Raw genomic sequence first — 15,760 nt, 5'->3', positions numbered from 1 at the left:
AGGCAGGCGCAAGTCAGCCAATGTAGCGGCTGACCTGGCGATTGCCTAGTCCGGCGTTACTCAGCGGCGCTGACGGCCCGTGCCTGGGCGACCTGAGCCGGGGCGAAATGGCAGGTGAACGTGCTGCCGTGGCCGGGCACGCTGCTGATCTCCATTCGCGCGCGGTGGCGCAGCAGCACGTGTTTGACGATGGCCAGGCCCAGCCCGGTGCCGCCGGTGTTGGAGTTGCGGCTGGAGTCGACGCGGTAGAAGCGTTCGGTCAGGCGCGGCAGGTGTTTGCTGTCGATGCCGATCCCGGAATCCTGCACGCTCAGGTGCGCGCCCTGATCGTCGCCCCACCAGCGAATGCGGATATTGCCTTCGGCCGGGGTGTATTTGACGGCATTGAACACCAGGTTGGAAAACGCGCTGCGCAGTTCCGCCTCGCTGCCCTTGAGCAGGATGCTGGCGTCGGCTTCCAGGGTGATTTTCTGATTCTTCGATCCGGACAGTTGCTGCGCATCGCTTTTGATCGACCGCAACAGGGTGTCGATGTGCACCGGCTGGTTGTCCGACGGATAATCGGTGGCTTCCAGTTTGGCCAGCAGCAGCAAGTCGTTGAGCAGGGTCTGCATGCGTCCGCCCTGTTGCTGCATCTGCTGCAGCGCGCGGCTCCAGCGCGGGTTCACTTCCTCGACGTTGTCGAGCAGGGTTTCCAGGTAGCCGCAGATCACCGTCAGCGGGGTGCGCAGCTCGTGGGAGACGTTGGCGATGAAGTCCTTGCGCATCTGCTCCAGCTGATGGATGCGCGTGACATCGCGCACCAGCATCAGGTGTTCGTTATTGCCGTAGCGCGTGAGGTACAGCTGGATACGCACGCGGTCGTTGGTCGGCGAAGGGATTTCCAGCGGTTCGGCGTAACTTTCCTGCTCGAAGTATTCCTTGAAGCGCGGATGGCGTACGAGGTTGGTCACTGGCTGACCGCTGTCCTGCGGGGTTTTCAGGCCGAGCAGGGTTTCGGCGGCGCGGTTCCACCACTCGAGGTTGCCGTCGCTGTCGAGCATGATCACCGCGTCTTTCAGTGCGGCGGTGGACTCCTGGACGCGGTCGATCACTGCTTGCAGGCGCCCGCGCACCCGTTGGTCGCGGCGTTGCAGGTGGTAGATGCTGTCGAATACTTCGCCCCACAGGCCGTAGCCATCGGGGGGGGCTTCATCGGGTTGGTGCAGGCGCAGCCATTCGTGCAGGCGCAGCAGTTGCTTGAGCGTCCAGGCCAGGTACAGGCCCAGGCCCGCTGCGAGGCTCCAGCCGTAGTAGCCGGTGATCAGGCCGATCACCAGGCAGGCGGTGACCAGCAACAGCATGTGGCGAATCAGGGTGCCATGCCAGTTTTGGTTCACGGGGAATACGGTCCTTGTCAGCGGGTCTGGCGGTCGGCTCAGGCCTTGGTGGAAAACCGGTAGCCGGTGCCGCGCACGGTTTGTACCAGATTTTCGTAGGCATCGCCGAGGGCCTTGCGCAGGCGCCGGATGTGCACGTCGACGGTGCGCTCTTCAACATAGACGTTGCCGCCCCAGACCTGGTCCAGCAACTGGCCACGGGTGTAGGCACGTTCCTGGTGGGTCATGAAGAATTGCAGTAGTCGGTATTCGGTCGGGCCCATCTCGGCAGGTTTGCCGTCGATGGTCACGCGGTGGCTGATCGGGTCGAGCAGCAGGCCGCCGACTTCGATCGGTGCTTCGCCATCGGTCGGGCCGGCACGACGCAGCACGGCCTTCAGGCGTGCCACCAGTTCACGCGGGGAAAACGGTTTGGTGATGTAGTCGTCGGCACCGACTTCCAGACCCTGGATCTTGTTGTCTTCTTCACCCTTGGCCGTGAGCATGATGATCGGGATGTCCCCGGTCAGCTCGTCACGCTTGAGGCGGCGGGCCAGCTCGATGCCGGAGGTGCCGGGCAGCATCCAGTCGAGCAGGATCAGATCCGGTTTGCGGTCGACGATGATGGCGTGAGCCTGCTGCGAGTTCTCTGCCTCAAGGCAGTCATAGCCGGCCATTTCCAACGCAACGGCGATCATTTCGCGAATGGGCGCTTCGTCGTCGACGATCAGAATGCTCCTGCCAACCATGCCTTAATCCTCTTGTCATTTAACTGTCTTGCGCCGCATTAGATAACGGAATTATTGCAGTCGTGTGACAGTATTTTAGTCCGGCGGCGATTGTGCGAATCCTGAACTAAGCTCTAAGTCCGAATCCTGACAACCACAAGAGAAGGTTTCCATGACACAAATGACTGCTTCCTTTAAGGCTTTGCTGATGGCTGCCGCCCTGGCTTTGCCTGGACTGGCGATGGCGGCCGAGCCGGCCATGATGAAAGACGGCATGATGGTCGATCACAAAGGCATGACCGTTTATACGTTCGACAAGGACGCGGGCGGCAAGTCGATGTGCAATGACAAGTGCGCCGATAACTGGCCACCGATGATGGCGCCGGCAGGTGCGAAGGCGGAAGGCAAGTGGACGGTGATCAAGCGCGATGACGGCAAGATGCAATACGCCTACGACGGCAAGCCGCTGTATACCTTCAAGATGGACGCCAAGCCTGGTGACATGATGGGCGACGGCAAGATGGAAGCGTGGCACGTGGTTCGCGAGCACAAATAAACGCAAATTCCCTGTGGGAGCGAGCAAGCCCGCTCCCACAGGTCATGCACTTCAGCGCAACGCGTAATCCAGCACGATCCCGACGAAAATCGCCAGCCCGGCCCAGTGGTTGTGCAGGAACGCCTTGAAGCAACGCATCCGGTCCCGGTCGCGGGTGTACCAGAACTCCCAGGCGTAGCACCCGGCCGCCACCAGCAGGCCGAGGTGGAACCACATCCCCAGCTCGAATTTCGACCCGGCCAGCAACAGGCAGCCCAGTGACAGTGCCTGCAAGGTCAGGATGATCACCCGGTCCGCCTCGCCGAACAGGATCGCCGTGGATTTCACGCCGATCTTCAAGTCATCGTCGCGGTCGGTCATTGCGTAATAGGTGTCGTAGCCCACCGTCCACAGCAGATTGGCGATCCACAGCAGCCAGGCCGTCGCCGGCAACTCACCGGTCTCGGCGGTGAAGGCCATCGGCATGCCCCAGGAAAACGCCGCCCCCAGCACCACTTGCGGGTAATAGGTGTAGCGCTTCATGAACGGATAGGTGAACGCCAGCGCCAGCCCCCCCAGCGACAGCCAGATCGTCGCGGCGTTGGTGCACAGCACCAGCAGGAAACTCACGCCCATCAGCAGGGCGAAGAACACCAGTGCCTCTTTCGAGCTGATCTTGCCGGCAGCAATAGGCCGCTGCGCAGTGCGTTTGACGTGGCCGTCGACCTTGCGGTCGGCCCAGTCGTTGATCACGCAGCCGCCGGCGCGGGTCAATACCACGCCGAGGACGAAAATCACGATGTTGGCCAGTGATGGCGAACCTTTGCCGGCAATCCACAGGGCCCAGAGCGTCGGCCACAGCAGCAGGTAAATGCCGATCGGCTTGTCCATCCGGGTCAACTGGATGAAGTCCCAGGCGCGCGGGTTCAAGCGATTCAGGGATTTGAGCAGGCTTTGATACATCAGCAGTTCTCCGGACGGGCGCGGACGGCTTCCCACAGCGTAGGCAGGAAAATCTCCGCCACCAGTACGCTCAATGCCCCACGGTCGAAACGTGAGCGGCGGCCCCACAGACCGGCAGCCCGGGAACCTTCGGGCAGCCAGTGCTCCGGGTAATGGCAGACTTCGATGGCGCGACGCTGGAAGGCGTGATCGCAGAACAGCAGTTCGCCCAGCGAGCGGCTGCCCAGTTCATCCATGTGCAACCCGTCGCCCTGCAAGGCACTGCGCGACGCCACGCTGCGGGCGAACACCCAGGCCTCGTCATGACCGCGCAGATACACCTCGCGCACCCAGCCTTCGCTGCCTTCGGCCAGTTCCAGCGCTGCGCATTCGTCGTCGCGCAGGGTCTGCCAGCCCTCGAACAGCGGCGTGACACTGAAGCCGTCATCGGACAGGCGCGTCAGGCGGCGGGTCAGGGAGCCTTCGTCGAACAGCCAGTCGAGCGTGGATGTGTCGGGGAGGGGTGTCAGTTCGCTTTGCGGGCGCCACAGCGGAGCGTTTGTGTGTTGCACAATGAGTCAGTATTGGCAGCAAATGAGGCGGCGAGCTTACCATGGCAAACCGCGAGTTTGATTGATCCGGGCCGCCATTGCGCCGAACAGGCTTGCATCCGGTCGGTTCGATCAGTACAAAACGCCCTGAGCCGGATGGCAGCGCAGCACCATCGACCGTCCGTGCCGGACAACGCCTGAATCCTGAGGAAGTACCTGAATGAAGAAGTGGCAATGCATCGTCTGTGGCCTGATCTACAACGAAGCCGAAGGTTGGCCGGATGACGGCATTGCGCCGGGCACCGCCTGGCAGGATGTGCCGGAAGACTGGCTGTGCCCGGACTGCGGCGTTGGCAAGATGGACTTCGAAATGATCGAAATCAACTGAGCATCAACAAGGAGTAAGGCATGAACGCACCTGTCGTAATCGTCGGCACCGGGCTTGCGGGTTACAACCTGGCCCGCGAGTTTCGCAAACTCGATGGCGAAACCCCGCTGCTGCTGATTACCGCCGATGACGGACGTTCCTACTCCAAGCCGATGCTGTCCACCGGTTTCGGCAAGAACAAGGACGCCGACGGCCTGAGCATGGCCGAGCCGGGTGCCATGGCCGAGCAACTGAACGCCGAGATCCGCACCCACACCCGCATCAGCGGCATCGATCCGGGCCACAAGCGCCTGTGGATCGGTGAGGAAGCGGTGAGTTATCGCGACCTGATCCTCGCCTGGGGCGCGGAAACCGTGCGTGTGCCGATCGAGGGCGACGGCGGGGATCTGGTGTTCCCGATCAACGACCTCGAAGATTACGCACGTTTTCGTGCTGCAGCGGCAGACAAGCGTCGGGTGTTGCTGCTCGGTGCCGGCCTGATCGGCTGCGAATTCGCCAACGACCTGATTCTGGGCGGCTATGAGGTGCAACTGGTTGCACCGTGCGAACAAGTGATGCCGACCCTGTTGCACCCGTCCGCCGCCGCAGCGGTGCAGGCCGGGCTGGAAAGCCTCGGCGCGCGCTTCCACCTCGGTCCGGTGCTGACCCGATTGCAAAAGGTCGCTGATGGGCTGGAAGCACACCTCTCCGATGGTCAGGTGATTCCGTGCGATGTGGTGGTGTCGGCCATCGGCCTGCGCCCGCGCATCGATCTGGCAGCGGCTGCCGGCATCCAGACCAATCGTGGTGTAGTGGTCGACCGTCACCTGCAAACTTCTCACGCCAACATTTACGCCCTGGGCGACTGCGCCGAGGTCGACGGGCTGAATCTTCTGTACGTCATGCCCCTCATGAGCTGTGCGCGTGCGTTGGCACAAACCCTGGCGGGCAATGCGACGGCGGTGAGCTACGGCCCGATGCCCATTACCGTGAAAACCCCGGTGTGCCCGTTGGTCGTTTCGCCACCGCCACGGGGCAGAGAAGGTGTCTGGACCGTTGAAGGGCAGGGCGCCGACATCAAGGCCCTGTGCCACAGCGCCGATGGTCAGCTCCTCGGTTACGCGCTGACCGGTGCAGCGGTGATGGAAAAACTCGCACTGAACAAACAGCTTCCGGCCTTGCTGGCGTAAATACCGGTCGTTCTGTCGGAATCACCCCGCTTTTGCCCCCACAAAGGTCGCGGGGAGACTGGCGCCGCCCTTAACCGCGTGCCATCCTCACTCCCGTCTGCCGCAGAGTAGAGCCTGCGGCGCCTTGGGCGCTGTTCCAACGAGAACAGCACGGACATAACAACAAAAAACCGTCAAAGGGGCTTCACTAATGCGTAAACCAGAACTCGCCGCTGCAATCGCTGAAAAAGCAGATCTGACCAAAGAACAGGCCAACCGCGTTCTCAACGCCGTTCTCGAAGAAATCACCGGCGCCCTGCACCGCAAGGACAGCGTCACGCTGGTGGGCTTCGGCACCTTCCTGCAACGCCACCGCGGCGCCCGCACCGGCAAAAACCCGCAAACCGGTGAACCGGTGAAGATCAAGGCCAGCAACACCGTTGCGTTCAAGCCAGGCAAATCGTTGAAAGACAGCGTCAATCCGTAATGGCGGCGAGCGCCCGGTCAGCCGGGCGCGCTGCATGAAAAATGGGCATACCGATTGCGGTCGGATGCCCATTTTTTGTGGCTGATGATTGCGTCCGGATCAGGCCGAAAAGAAGTACCGGGTCAGGTGGAAGAAGATCGGCGCGGCGAAACAGATCGAGTCCATCCGGTCGAGCATCCCGCCGTGGCCCTTGATCATCGTGCCCCAGTCCTTGGCGCTCAGGCTGCGTTTGATCGCCGACATGACCAGACCGCCGAGGAAGCCCATGACCACGATGACCAGCGACATCAGCAACGACTGCCAGAAGCTGAACGGTGTCATCCAGAACATGCAGCCACCGATCAGCGTGGCGGACAATCCGCCGCCGACCAGTCCTTCCACGGTTTTCGACGGGCTCACCAGCGGCGCAACCTTGCGTTTGCCGAAGAGCTTGCCGAACACGTACTGCAACACGTCGCTCATCTGCACCACGAACACCAGGTAGAACAGCAGCAGGGCGTTCTGACCCTGGAAACCCTGCAGATCCAGCAACAGCAGCGCCGGCGCATGGCTGATGCAGTAGATGCAGATCATCACGCCCCACTGAATCTTTGCCGTGCGCTCGAGGAAGCCCTCGGTGTCCTGGCTCAGCACGGCAATCGCCGGCAGCAGCAGGAACGCGTACACCGGCACCAGCAGCGTGAACATCGAATACCAATGGGTGCCGATCAGCAGGTATTGCAGCGGGATCAGAATGAAAAACGCCGAAAAAAGCGCGTTATGGTCACCGCGCGCGGTCGGTGTCAGGGTGATGAACTCGCGCAGCGCAAACAGCGAAATGAAGCCGAACAGCACCACCGTCGCATTGGGGCCCAGCAGCCAGGAGACGAAGAAAATAATGACCATCCCCCACCAGGCATTCACGCGCTGGTTGAGGTTTTCGATGGTCGCGATCGAGCTTTCGCTCTTCGCCCGGCGTGCCAGTACGCCGCCAATCAGCGAAGCCACCGCGAGCAACCCGGCGATTGCCGCGAAGAACCACAGGAACTTGGTTTCCAGACTCATTTCGACAACCTCACGATGGCGTCACGCGCCCGTTCCAGAAACGCCTTTTTTTCCTCGCCGGTAATTCTTTGCAGCGGGTCGCCGATGCGGATCGTACAGATGATCGGCAGCGGCACATGTTTGCCCTTGGGCATCGAGCGATGCAGGTTTTCCAGGTAGATCGGCACCAGATCGACGTCGGGAAAAGTCTCGGCCAGGCGGAAGATTCCGGATTTGAATTCCCCCGGCAGTGGCTGAGTGGAGCGCGTCCCTTCAGGAAAAATGATGATCGAATGACCGGCCCGCACCACATCGAAGATCGGCTCGAGCACGTTGGTACCCGGCGCCGGATTGCGCTCGATCAGCACCGCATTCAGTCCTTTCAGCGAGATATATGACAGAAAACGGTTCTTGCCCCAGTAGTCGGCAGCCGCCACCGGTTTCACGTTCAATCGGGCTTCCGGTGGCAGTGCGGCGATGATTGCCAAGGTGTCCATATGGCTGGTGTGGTTGGCGTAGTAGATGCGCTGGCGCGTGAGATCCGGCGGGCTTTCCCAGCGGGCGGTCACGCCGATCAAGAAGCGCAGCACCGAAATCAGCGCATTACTGATCCACATGGGCATTCCCCTTCAGTTGTCTGGCGATGGCCAGGGTGCGTGTCACGCAGGTCGCGACGGAGCCAAGGGCGATGATCACCAGCGCGATCAGCAAAGCGTAGTGGGTCGCGTAGTAGATGGTTTCGAACACGTTCAATAGCAACGCCACGGTCATCACCGCCATCCGGTGCTGCTTGGCCATCGGCCCCATGAAGCTCTGGGTGAGCCCGAGTGAACCACCGAACACCCGGACATACGCCGTGAGCGCGGCAGCCAGTGCGGCAAACCAGCCAAGATCGGACTGGCCGATGGCAAAACCCAGCCCGACGATCAGCAGGCTGTCCGCGACCCGATCCGGAAACTCGTTGTACAGGCTGCCGATGGCCGACTGCTTGCCGCCTTCGATCGCCACCATCCCGTCGAACAGATTGCAAAGCAGCCGCAGTTGAATGCCGGCGATGCACAGGATCGAACCGGCCACGCCGTTATCGATGTACAGCGTCACCGCGCCGAACAGCGCGAAGAGCATGCTGATGACGGAGATCTGGTTGGGGGAGATGTCCCGCTTGACCAGTTCATCCGTGAAGCGTTTCGCCCAGCCCGCCGAGCGGGTCTTGATGGGCCGTCTGTTTTCATCCATTTGCCAATGTCCGTATCAGTGGTAAGCCGTCAATTGATGACTGAGGCTGGCAATATAAAGGCACGTTCGCAGCATGAAATATATTGATGTAAGAACAGGTCCGCGACATTTGTCAGAACAATCCACATCAAAAGTGTGTGCTTACGCAGGGTGGATCGATTGACGAAAAGACGGCGACTTGCATGAAGTCCTGCAATTGTGCGGAAAAAGAAGTCTTGTGAAGTATGCAAAGTGTGAGCTGCCATCAAATTGATGGCACTTTTATTGTTGCCTGTTGTCGTCCGGGATTTGTTTAAAGATGCCTGTCCGTTTTCGGAAGATTCCTACTTTATTTTCTTTCCAGTGTTGTCATGCTTTCGTTCGTGTTTTGGAACGTGCGTTCAAGGAGGCTTCGGCGGGTTTCGGGCAGCCGCTCTGGGACGCCGGTTACGCCGTGGTTTGAACGGCTCGTTTGATATAAGCGGAAATCAGGGAAACCCCTGACACATATAGGGCGATCTCCTACAGCGCCCAATGAACAGTTCGTCTTGTTGTTTAATCAGATGCTTGCTAGTGGCCATCATAGTGATTACGATGCGCCCACTTGAAAGAGCACACACTCAATTGGATGAGTCTTCCGACTGCTCTTCGATACTGTCCCGCGCTGCTGCAACTCCAATAGGCGCACGACCGTAATCCAAATAAAGGCCATGGATGTCCTACTCAAGCAAACTTTCCGCCCATTACCTCGAACTCGCTAAAGTCTCTGTTTCCAAAGAGAATTTTGCGGGTGAAGACGTTCGTTTCTCGAGCGAATTCGAGGCCCTGGAAAGCGAGCTGGCCAAAGCCTCGTCGATGCACGAAAGCGGGCAGATCGACTGGCTGAAAATTCGCGAAAACAGCGAAAACCTCCTGCGTACCCAATCCAAGGATTTGCGTGTCGGCGCCTGGCTGACCTGGTCGCTGTACCAGCGCGAATCCTTCCCCGGCCTGCTGGCCGGCCTCGGTTTTCTGCACCATCTGTCGGAAAACAACTGGGCCGAGATTCACCCGCTCAAACCCCGCACCCGGGCCGCCGCCATCGGCTGGCTGGTGCCGCGTCTTGAGCAGGTGATCACCGAGAACATCGCGATCAAGGAACAGCTGCCGATGTTCCGGCAGTTGTCCGAACACCTGTCCGGTCTCGACGCGGCCTGCACCGAGCATCTGGGCGATGATGCACCGTTGTTGCTGCCGCTTTCCCGCCGTCTGAAAACCATGATCCAGCGCGCCGCCGACAACCAGCCGGCGCCCGGCGTGGTGGGGGCTGCGGTGGCCCAGGTCAAGCAGGCGGCAACTCAGTTGCTGGCCCCCGGCGCGCCGATCGACAACGAGAAAGAAGCCCACAAGGCCCTGCGCGCCCAGCAGGAAAGCGCCCGTCCGTTGTGCGCCTGGTGGCTCAAGCAGAAAGCCACAGACCTGCGCGCCCTGCGCCTCAACCGCACCTTGCTGTGGATGACGATCGACGCGGTGCCCGAGCGCAACGCCGAGCAGATCACTGTGTTGCGTGGGTTGCCGGTCGACAAGCTCAAGCAGTATCAGGACCGTTTCGATCAGGGCAAATACGCCGACCTACTGGTGGAACTGGAGGCGAGCCTGGCGAAGGCGCCATTCTGGTTCGATGGCCAGAGGATGGTCTGGGAATGTCTCCAGAACCTCAACGCCGAGCTGGCCATGCGCGAAGTGGAAATCCACTTCGCGCTTTTGATTCAGCGCCTGCCCGGCATCATTGAGCTGCGTTTCCATGACGGCGCGCCGTTCGCCGATCCGTCCACCCGGGCGTGGATCGCCGCCAACGTCATGCCGCACCTGCAAAGCGCCAGCGCGCCGCGCAAGGTCGAAACCGAAAACGCCGAAACCCAGCCAGCCTGGGAAAAGGCCCTCGAAGAAGTCCAGCCGATCCTGCGCAAGGAAGGCCTCAAGCCCGCGGTGCAGATCCTCAAGCAGGGTCTGCAATCGGCGCACGGCGGCCGCGAACGCTTCTTCTGGCAGTTCGCCCTCGCGCGGCTGTGCTTCCTGGCCAAGAAATACGAACTGGCCAAGAACCAGCTCGAAACCCTCGATCAGACATTACAGGACTCAGGCCTGCACGCCTGGGAGCCCGATCTTGCATTGGAAGTGCTGCACCTGCTGCACAGTTGCTGCGAGTTGTTGCCGCAGAACCATGCCGTACGTGAACGCAAGGAAGAGATTTATCGCAGGCTGTGCCACCTCGACCTCGAAGTGGTACTCGAATAGGCCCCAGGGCCACAACCGCAAGGAGAAAAGCCATGGCCAAAGAAGGCTCGGTAGCCCCCAAGGAACGCATCAACGTCACCTTCAAACCCGCCACCGGCGGTGCTCAGGAAGAGATTGAACTGCCGCTGAAGCTGCTGGCAATCGGTGACTACACCCACCGCAAGGACGATCGCAAGATCGAGGATCGCAAGCCGATCAGCATCGACAAGATGACCTTCGACGAAGTGCTGGCCAAGCAAGAGCTGGGTCTGACGCTGAGCGTGCCGAACCGTCTGCAGGAAGATGGCGAGGCCGACGAGCTGGCCGTGCAACTGCGCGTCAACTCCATGAAGGACTTCAACCCGGCCAGCCTGGTCGAGCAAGTGCCTGAGCTGAAAAAACTGATGGAACTGCGCGACGCGCTGGTGGCCCTCAAAGGCCCGCTGGGTAACGCACCTGCGTTCCGTAAAGCCATCGAAGGCGTGCTCGCCGACGATGAATCCCGCGGTCGCGTACTCGGTGAGCTGGGCCTGAACGCCGCAGCCCCGGACGCTTGAGACTCCAGCAGCCAAGGAAGCCAACACAATGAGCACTAGCGCAGCACAACAGAACGCCGCCGAAAACGGCGAATACAGCATCCTCGACAGCATCATCGCCGAAACCCGCCTGACGCCGGACGACGAAGCCTACGACATCGCCAAGCGCGGTGTGTCGGCGTTCATCGAAGAGCTGCTCAAGCCGCAGAACAACGGTGAGCCGGTCAAGAAAGCCATGGTTGACCGCATGATCGCCGAGATCGATGCCAAGCTCAGCCGCCAGATGGACGAAATCCTGCACCACCCGGACTTCCAGGCCCTGGAATCGTCGTGGCGTGGCCTGCAACTGCTGGTCGACCGCACCAACTTCCGCGAAAACATCAAGATCGAAATCCTCAACGTCTCCAAGGACGACCTGCTGGACGACTTCGAAGATTCGCCGGAAGTGATGCAGTCGGGCCTGTACAAGCACATCTACACCGCTGAATACGGCCAGTTCGGTGGTCAGCCGGTTGGCGCGATCATTGCCAACTACTACATGTCCCCAAGCTCGCCGGACGTGAAACTGATGCAGTACGTGTCCAGCGTAGCCTGCATGTCCCACGCGCCGTTCATCGCCGCCGCCGGCCCGAAATTCTTCGGTCTGGAAAGCTTCACCGGTCTGCCGGACCTGAAGGATCTGAAAGATCACTTCGAAGGCCCGCAATTCGCCAAATGGCAGAGCTTCCGTACCTCCGAAGACTCCCGCTATGTCGGCCTGACCGTTCCGCGTTTCCTGCTGCGTAACCCGTACGACCCGGAAGAAAACCCGGTCAAATCGTTCGTGTACAAGGAAAACGTTGCCAACAGCCACGAGCACTACCTGTGGGGCAACACCGCTTACGCGTTCGGCACCAAGCTGACCGACAGCTTCGCCAAATTCCGCTGGTGCCCGAACATCATCGGCCCACAGAGCGGCGGCGCGGTTGAAGACCTGCCTCTGCACCACTTCGAAAGCATGGGCGAAATCGAAACCAAGATTCCTACGGAAGTTCTGGTTTCCGACCGTCGTGAATACGAACTGGCCGAGGAAGGCTTCATCTCCCTCACCATGCGCAAAGGCTCCGACAACGCGGCGTTCTTCTCCGCAAGCTCGGTGCAGAAGCCGAAGTTCTTCGGCATCAGCGCAGAAGGCAAGGCGGCAGAGCTGAACTACAAGCTCGGCACCCAACTGCCGTACATGATGATCGTCAACCGCCTGGCTCACTACCTGAAAGTGCTGCAGCGCGAGCAACTCGGTTCGTGGAAAGAGCGCACCGACCTCGAGCTGGAACTGAACAAGTGGATCCGCCAGTACGTGGCCGACCAGGAAAACCCGAGCGCCGAAGTGCGTGGCCGTCGTCCGCTGCGCGCTGCGCAAGTGATCGTCAGCGACGTTGAAGGCGAGCCGGGCTGGTACCGCGTCAGCCTGAACGTGCGTCCGCACTTCAAGTACATGGGTGCCGATTTCACCCTGTCGCTGGTTGGCAAGCTGGACAAAGAGTAAGAGCGACTCATGGACGGATACGGCAGCCTTTTCGAACGCCTCAACGGCGACGCGGAACTACGCAAGGGCAGGAGCCTCGAGGCTTCGGCCATGGCGTCGGTGGCTGCCCATCTGGCCAAAATGCTCAGCACCCGGGCCGGCAGCGTGCAAACGCTGTCCGACTACGGGTTGCCCGATCTCAATGACATGCGCCTGAGCCTGCACGACTCCCTGAGTCAGGCCCGCCTGGCCATCGAAAGCTTCATCGAAGCCTACGAACCGCGCCTGAGCAACGTGCGTGTCATTTCCCTGCCGCGTGACCACGACCAGCTTCGCCTGGCCTTCAGCATCGAAGGCCTGCTGGAAGTCGAGGGTTTCAAGCGTCAGGTCAGTTTTGCCGCGCGCCTGGATGGCAGCGGTCAAGTGAAGGTCACCTAAGGAGAACCCCGATGTCTGGCAAACCTGCAGCACGCGTATCCGACCCCACCGCTTGCCCGCTCCCCGGCCACGGCACCAACCCGATCGCCGCCGGTTCCGGCGACGTGTTCTTCGACGGCCTGCCGGCGGCCCGCGAAGGCGATGCCTCCGCGTGTGGTGGTGCGATGGTCGGCGATCTGGCGACGACGGTTCTGATCAACGGCAAACCGGCCGCCACGGTCGGTTCGGTTGGATCTCATGGCAATAAAGTAACGGCTGGATCCGGGACGGTGATTATCGGCAATTCGCATTCGCCCGCGCCGTTTGTGCCGCCGTTGCCGGTGGAGATTCAGTGGCCGTTTAGTCAGCATTTTGTGGTTCGTAATCCTAGAACCGGAACACCGGTCGCTGACCGGCCGTACACCTTGCGTACAGCCTCCGGTAAAGAGGTCAAGGGCGTTACTGATGCAAAAGGCCGAACGAGGCCTATTGCTTCCCACCTCGCTGAAAGTGTCACGCTTATCGTCGAAGAACAGACTTCGCTCGTGATTGCTTAAGGAACTATCACATGCCGGCACCCACTCCTGTAACAGCTCAACTCACCCCTTCCTCTGACAAGAAGCCAGCGGAAGCGGCCGTCGATCATTTCCAGATCACAGATATTCCAGGTGTGATGAGAAAAATGGGCTGGAAGGAAAGCGCTCGAATCATGCAGCGTTGGTTCGACGGTGCGCCTTTTGTGATGTCCTCAAGTGAGAAGCGGGGACGTCTTGCCGTTGACAAGATCACCCAAGAAAAACTGTTTGATGATTTGGATTTTGAATGGCTTACCTCTTCCTCACCCCACACAGGTGAAACCATCAAAGAGCTTATTGCGAAGGCCGCAAGCCCCAGTCAATACAATGAGCTTATTGGCCGTCAAAAGGGACTGACGCAGTTAGCACCGGGGCTTTTGCAATTTATGACTTGCATGAGAACGCTTGGAGTTCTTGATGAGGCTAACCAGGACCTTGCTAGGGGTGCTCATGACTACAGTGCCCTGAGTGCACGAATGCTGGAGTCTGCAACGCAATATAATTTTCGATCTATCGGGATTACCACTTCGGAAAAGAAGAATAATCCATTGGATGATGTGTACGGCACATTGGGTGGATTTGTTATTAAATTTGCAGTCACAAAATTCAGCACTACACCCAAGACGAAAAAAATGGCTGCTACATTAACGATTGAAGAAATTGGTTGTTATGTACGTGATACATATGAGTTTCTGAATGAAGATGGCAGCGACCAACTGCTTGGGTATTGGAATCACGACGGCGTTGTCAGGCCGAGCATTTTTGCATATTTAACTTCGCCGGAAACATATGAGTCTGAGGGGAAGGTTTACTTCAAAGTGACCAATGATAGTTACAATAATTACCGCAGCAAACTTGGCAAGGGTGGTGATTTGTTTGTGTACTCTACGGTCAAGAAAATTCCTGTATCCATTCATCATCGTTTTACCTCTGCAGATTTTGCAGAGTTTTCGCAACGATCAGCCAAGCCTAAGGCAATGCCATGAAAGCGTCCCTTAGAAAGAGCTTTTTACTTTTTTCGTTGTGCGTGCTTGTGCCAGTTTTGGTTCTTTTGGGCTTGAAGGTGCTTAGCTCAAAGGCCGCGGAGCCTCTTTTCATTGACTGGAATGACTCAGGAAGCTGCTATATCGCAACGTATTCACCGAATTACAATTTTTTGGGTGTAGTGGCTGGTCGTGCGTTTAAGTACTTTAGCAGTCCGTATTTTTATCGCGTTTATACAAAAAATAACGATCTACTAAAAACATCAGAATGGTATCTCTGGCGGGATGAGGGGAGTCCCGGCGTTGCACCCGAGTTTCGCGGAGAGATGATTGTTTATCCAGGCTCTGAAGGCTGGGAAAGTTGGATAGTTTCAGAGTGTCGTTGATGCCTGATTTAAAGGCGGCCTCGCTACCTGAGAAAGTTGGAGAGCGGTATTCATGGACGCAATGAGTTTGCAGGGGTATCTGGCCGGTGTTGCTGACAGTGATCTGTTTGGCTGCCTGGCCTTGTTGAGCTTGTTATTGCTCCTGACTGCCTCACATCGGGCGGCTCGAAATTCACGTCTTCACCGCGCACTGACGCTCTCGGTTTTGGCTGCTGTTGTAGCTATCCATGGCCTTGGATCGTGGTACGGAAATCTGAGACCAGCATGAGCAACTACTACCGTATCGCCATGTGCCTGTTTGTCCATGCCTTCGGATGTGTGGCCTACGTGTTTTTGAATAATGCAGTAGTACATGCCTACAAGCATCTGAACGGTGGGTTCACCACCCGTGGGGTCGCCATCGGTATTGCCAGCTACGCGATGTTTTACATTTTTCTCGGTGTCAATTTTATTGCTGCGCTCATTCCAAGCCTCGTTGCCAAGCTGGTGATTCTGAGCCTTATGGTGGGCTTCATCCTGCTTTGGATGCTCCCCGACAACCCATTGAGAGCCTTGTTTTATGGCGTGGCTCAAGGTTGCGTCACCTTGCTGGCAATCCTCGCTTCTCAAGTCATTGAGTTGCGCTGGGTATCAAGAAACATCGCTGGACGCATCCAGCCGAACCAGCCTGAGAGTGCCATCCAATGATCAGGTCAGGTATCGAGCGTAATCCGCAGGACAGTTATTCC

General features: G+C 58.9%; 19 protein-coding genes. 12 read left to right on the top strand and 7 right to left on the bottom strand.

The features are described 5' to 3' along the window. Positions 1–56: 56 nt before the first annotated feature. Together phoR and phoB are read right to left on the bottom strand one after the other, a co-directional pair. Complete coding sequence (phoR, locus tag C6Y56_RS28450; RefSeq protein WP_249314461.1) at positions 57–1,343, bottom strand: phosphate regulon sensor histidine kinase PhoR; 1,287 nt, start codon at positions 1,341–1,343, stop codon at positions 57–59. Positions 1,344–1,417: 74 nt separating this feature from the next. Then, positions 1,418–2,107, bottom strand: a complete 690-nt coding sequence (gene phoB / locus C6Y56_RS28445) for a phosphate regulon transcriptional regulator PhoB (protein WP_007896474.1) — start codon at positions 2,105–2,107, stop codon at positions 1,418–1,420. Positions 2,108–2,258: 151 nt separating this feature from the next. Between phoB and C6Y56_RS28440 the strand changes: the two genes are divergently transcribed. After that, positions 2,259–2,642, top strand: coding sequence for a COG4315 family predicted lipoprotein (locus C6Y56_RS28440; RefSeq protein WP_169432500.1), 384 nt, complete (start codon positions 2,259–2,261; stop codon positions 2,640–2,642). A 51-nt stretch (positions 2,643–2,693) separates the two neighbouring features. On the opposite strand, the gene ubiA is transcribed toward C6Y56_RS28440, so the two are convergent. Both ubiA and C6Y56_RS28430 read right to left on the bottom strand, forming a co-directional pair. Continuing rightward, positions 2,694–3,584, bottom strand: a complete 891-nt coding sequence (gene ubiA, locus C6Y56_RS28435) for a 4-hydroxybenzoate octaprenyltransferase (protein ID WP_169432499.1) — start codon at positions 3,582–3,584, stop codon at positions 2,694–2,696. After that, positions 3,584–4,135, bottom strand: a complete 552-nt coding sequence (locus C6Y56_RS28430) for a chorismate lyase (RefSeq protein ID WP_169432498.1) — start codon at positions 4,133–4,135, stop codon at positions 3,584–3,586. Before C6Y56_RS28430 ends, ubiA begins: the two co-directional genes overlap by 1 nt. Before the next feature lie 199 nt (positions 4,136–4,334). Between C6Y56_RS28430 and C6Y56_RS28425 the strand changes: the two genes are divergently transcribed. The 3 genes from C6Y56_RS28425 to C6Y56_RS28415 all read left to right on the top strand — a co-directional run bounded on the left by C6Y56_RS28425 (position 4,335) and on the right by C6Y56_RS28415 (position 6,137). Beyond that, entirely contained in the window at positions 4,335–4,502 is a 168-nt protein-coding gene (locus C6Y56_RS28425) for a rubredoxin (protein ID WP_169432497.1), read from the top strand. Between the two features lie 20 nt (positions 4,503–4,522). After that, a complete protein-coding gene (locus C6Y56_RS28420; protein WP_169432496.1) occupies positions 4,523–5,671 on the top strand; it encodes an NAD(P)/FAD-dependent oxidoreductase in 1,149 nt (382 codons plus the stop codon). A gap of 190 nt (positions 5,672–5,861) precedes the next feature. Further along, on the top strand, positions 5,862–6,137 hold the full coding sequence (locus C6Y56_RS28415) for an HU family DNA-binding protein (protein WP_003213368.1): 276 nt from the start codon (positions 5,862–5,864) through the stop codon (positions 6,135–6,137). 99 nt (positions 6,138–6,236) lie between these two features. Here the strand turns inward: C6Y56_RS28415 and C6Y56_RS28410 are convergent, their stop codons facing one another. From C6Y56_RS28410 to C6Y56_RS28400, 3 genes are read right to left on the bottom strand one after another with little or no spacing between them, the layout of a single operon-like run. After that, complete coding sequence (locus C6Y56_RS28410) at positions 6,237–7,181, bottom strand: phosphatidate cytidylyltransferase (protein WP_039765128.1); 945 nt, start codon at positions 7,179–7,181, stop codon at positions 6,237–6,239. Then, positions 7,178–7,777 carry a lysophospholipid acyltransferase family protein gene (locus C6Y56_RS28405; RefSeq protein WP_169432495.1) on the bottom strand — a complete coding sequence of 200 codons (600 nt, stop codon included), beginning with the start codon at positions 7,775–7,777 and terminating at the stop codon, positions 7,178–7,180. Before C6Y56_RS28405 ends, C6Y56_RS28410 begins: the two co-directional genes overlap by 4 nt. Continuing rightward, positions 7,764–8,396: a CDP-alcohol phosphatidyltransferase family protein gene (locus tag C6Y56_RS28400; protein WP_169432494.1), complete on the bottom strand. Its 633-nt coding sequence runs from the start codon at positions 8,394–8,396 to the stop codon at positions 7,764–7,766. The genes C6Y56_RS28405 and C6Y56_RS28400 overlap by 14 nt, the downstream gene beginning before the upstream one ends. A gap of 693 nt (positions 8,397–9,089) precedes the next feature. On the opposite strand from C6Y56_RS28400, the gene tssA reads away from it, so the two are divergent. The 8 genes from tssA (at position 9,090) to C6Y56_RS28360 (ending at position 15,719) form a co-directional block, all read left to right on the top strand. Beyond that, positions 9,090–10,652 (top strand): type VI secretion system protein TssA, encoded by a 1,563-nt coding sequence (gene tssA / locus C6Y56_RS28395; protein WP_169432493.1) that lies wholly within the window; start codon positions 9,090–9,092, stop codon positions 10,650–10,652. A gap of 32 nt (positions 10,653–10,684) precedes the next feature. Next, a complete protein-coding gene (gene tssB / locus C6Y56_RS28390; protein WP_003229587.1) occupies positions 10,685–11,188 on the top strand; it encodes a type VI secretion system contractile sheath small subunit in 504 nt (167 codons plus the stop codon). Positions 11,189–11,216: 28 nt separating this feature from the next. Continuing rightward, positions 11,217–12,692: a type VI secretion system contractile sheath large subunit gene (tssC, locus tag C6Y56_RS28385; protein ID WP_085731350.1), complete on the top strand. Its 1,476-nt coding sequence runs from the start codon at positions 11,217–11,219 to the stop codon at positions 12,690–12,692. A 9-nt stretch (positions 12,693–12,701) separates the two neighbouring features. Next, positions 12,702–13,109: a type VI secretion system baseplate subunit TssE gene (gene tssE, locus C6Y56_RS28380; RefSeq protein ID WP_085708830.1), complete on the top strand. Its 408-nt coding sequence runs from the start codon at positions 12,702–12,704 to the stop codon at positions 13,107–13,109. 11 nt (positions 13,110–13,120) lie between these two features. Beyond that, positions 13,121–13,645, top strand: coding sequence for a PAAR domain-containing protein (locus C6Y56_RS28375; RefSeq protein WP_169432492.1), 525 nt, complete (start codon positions 13,121–13,123; stop codon positions 13,643–13,645). A gap of 11 nt (positions 13,646–13,656) precedes the next feature. Then, on the top strand, positions 13,657–14,649 hold the full coding sequence (locus C6Y56_RS28370; protein ID WP_169432491.1) for a DUF6402 family protein: 993 nt from the start codon (positions 13,657–13,659) through the stop codon (positions 14,647–14,649). Continuing rightward, entirely contained in the window at positions 14,646–15,032 is a 387-nt protein-coding gene (locus tag C6Y56_RS28365; RefSeq protein ID WP_169432490.1) for a hypothetical protein, read from the top strand. The genes C6Y56_RS28370 and C6Y56_RS28365 overlap by 4 nt, the downstream gene beginning before the upstream one ends. Before the next feature lie 264 nt (positions 15,033–15,296). Beyond that, a complete protein-coding gene (locus C6Y56_RS28360) occupies positions 15,297–15,719 on the top strand; it encodes a hypothetical protein (protein ID WP_085606169.1) in 423 nt (140 codons plus the stop codon). Positions 15,720–15,760: the final 41 nt, after the last annotated feature.

Origin of the sequence: Pseudomonas fluorescens (assembly GCF_012974785.1) — a bacterium.
Lineage (GTDB): Bacteria > Pseudomonadota > Gammaproteobacteria > Pseudomonadales > Pseudomonadaceae > Aquipseudomonas > Aquipseudomonas fluorescens_BT.
This window is presented reverse-complemented; position numbering and strand designations above follow the sequence as displayed.

Bases quoted from the DNA above. Each gene is read 5' to 3' on its own strand.
- phoR (WP_249314461.1), bottom strand. From the start codon at position 1,343: ATGCTGTTGCTGGTCACCGCCTGCCTGGTGATCGGCCTGATCACCGGC.
- phoB (WP_007896474.1), bottom strand. From the start codon at position 2,107: ATGGTTGGCAGGAGCATTCTGATCGTCGACGACGAAGCGCCCATTCGC.
- C6Y56_RS28440 (WP_169432500.1), top strand. From the start codon at position 2,259: ATGACACAAATGACTGCTTCCTTTAAGGCTTTGCTGATGGCTGCCGCC.
- ubiA (WP_169432499.1), bottom strand. From the start codon at position 3,584: ATGTATCAAAGCCTGCTCAAATCCCTGAATCGCTTGAACCCGCGCGCC.
- C6Y56_RS28425 (WP_169432497.1), top strand. From the start codon at position 4,335: ATGAAGAAGTGGCAATGCATCGTCTGTGGCCTGATCTACAACGAAGCC.
- C6Y56_RS28420 (WP_169432496.1), top strand. From the start codon at position 4,523: ATGAACGCACCTGTCGTAATCGTCGGCACCGGGCTTGCGGGTTACAAC.
- C6Y56_RS28415 (WP_003213368.1), top strand. From the start codon at position 5,862: ATGCGTAAACCAGAACTCGCCGCTGCAATCGCTGAAAAAGCAGATCTG.
- C6Y56_RS28410 (WP_039765128.1), bottom strand. From the start codon at position 7,181: ATGAGTCTGGAAACCAAGTTCCTGTGGTTCTTCGCGGCAATCGCCGGG.
- C6Y56_RS28405 (WP_169432495.1), bottom strand. From the start codon at position 7,777: ATGTGGATCAGTAATGCGCTGATTTCGGTGCTGCGCTTCTTGATCGGC.
- C6Y56_RS28400 (WP_169432494.1), bottom strand. From the start codon at position 8,396: ATGGATGAAAACAGACGGCCCATCAAGACCCGCTCGGCGGGCTGGGCG.
- tssA (WP_169432493.1), top strand. From the start codon at position 9,090: ATGTCCTACTCAAGCAAACTTTCCGCCCATTACCTCGAACTCGCTAAA.
- tssB (WP_003229587.1), top strand. From the start codon at position 10,685: ATGGCCAAAGAAGGCTCGGTAGCCCCCAAGGAACGCATCAACGTCACC.
- tssC (WP_085731350.1), top strand. From the start codon at position 11,217: ATGAGCACTAGCGCAGCACAACAGAACGCCGCCGAAAACGGCGAATAC.
- tssE (WP_085708830.1), top strand. From the start codon at position 12,702: ATGGACGGATACGGCAGCCTTTTCGAACGCCTCAACGGCGACGCGGAA.
- C6Y56_RS28375 (WP_169432492.1), top strand. From the start codon at position 13,121: ATGTCTGGCAAACCTGCAGCACGCGTATCCGACCCCACCGCTTGCCCG.
- C6Y56_RS28370 (WP_169432491.1), top strand. From the start codon at position 13,657: ATGCCGGCACCCACTCCTGTAACAGCTCAACTCACCCCTTCCTCTGAC.
- C6Y56_RS28365 (WP_169432490.1), top strand. From the start codon at position 14,646: ATGAAAGCGTCCCTTAGAAAGAGCTTTTTACTTTTTTCGTTGTGCGTG.
- C6Y56_RS28360 (WP_085606169.1), top strand. From the start codon at position 15,297: ATGAGCAACTACTACCGTATCGCCATGTGCCTGTTTGTCCATGCCTTC.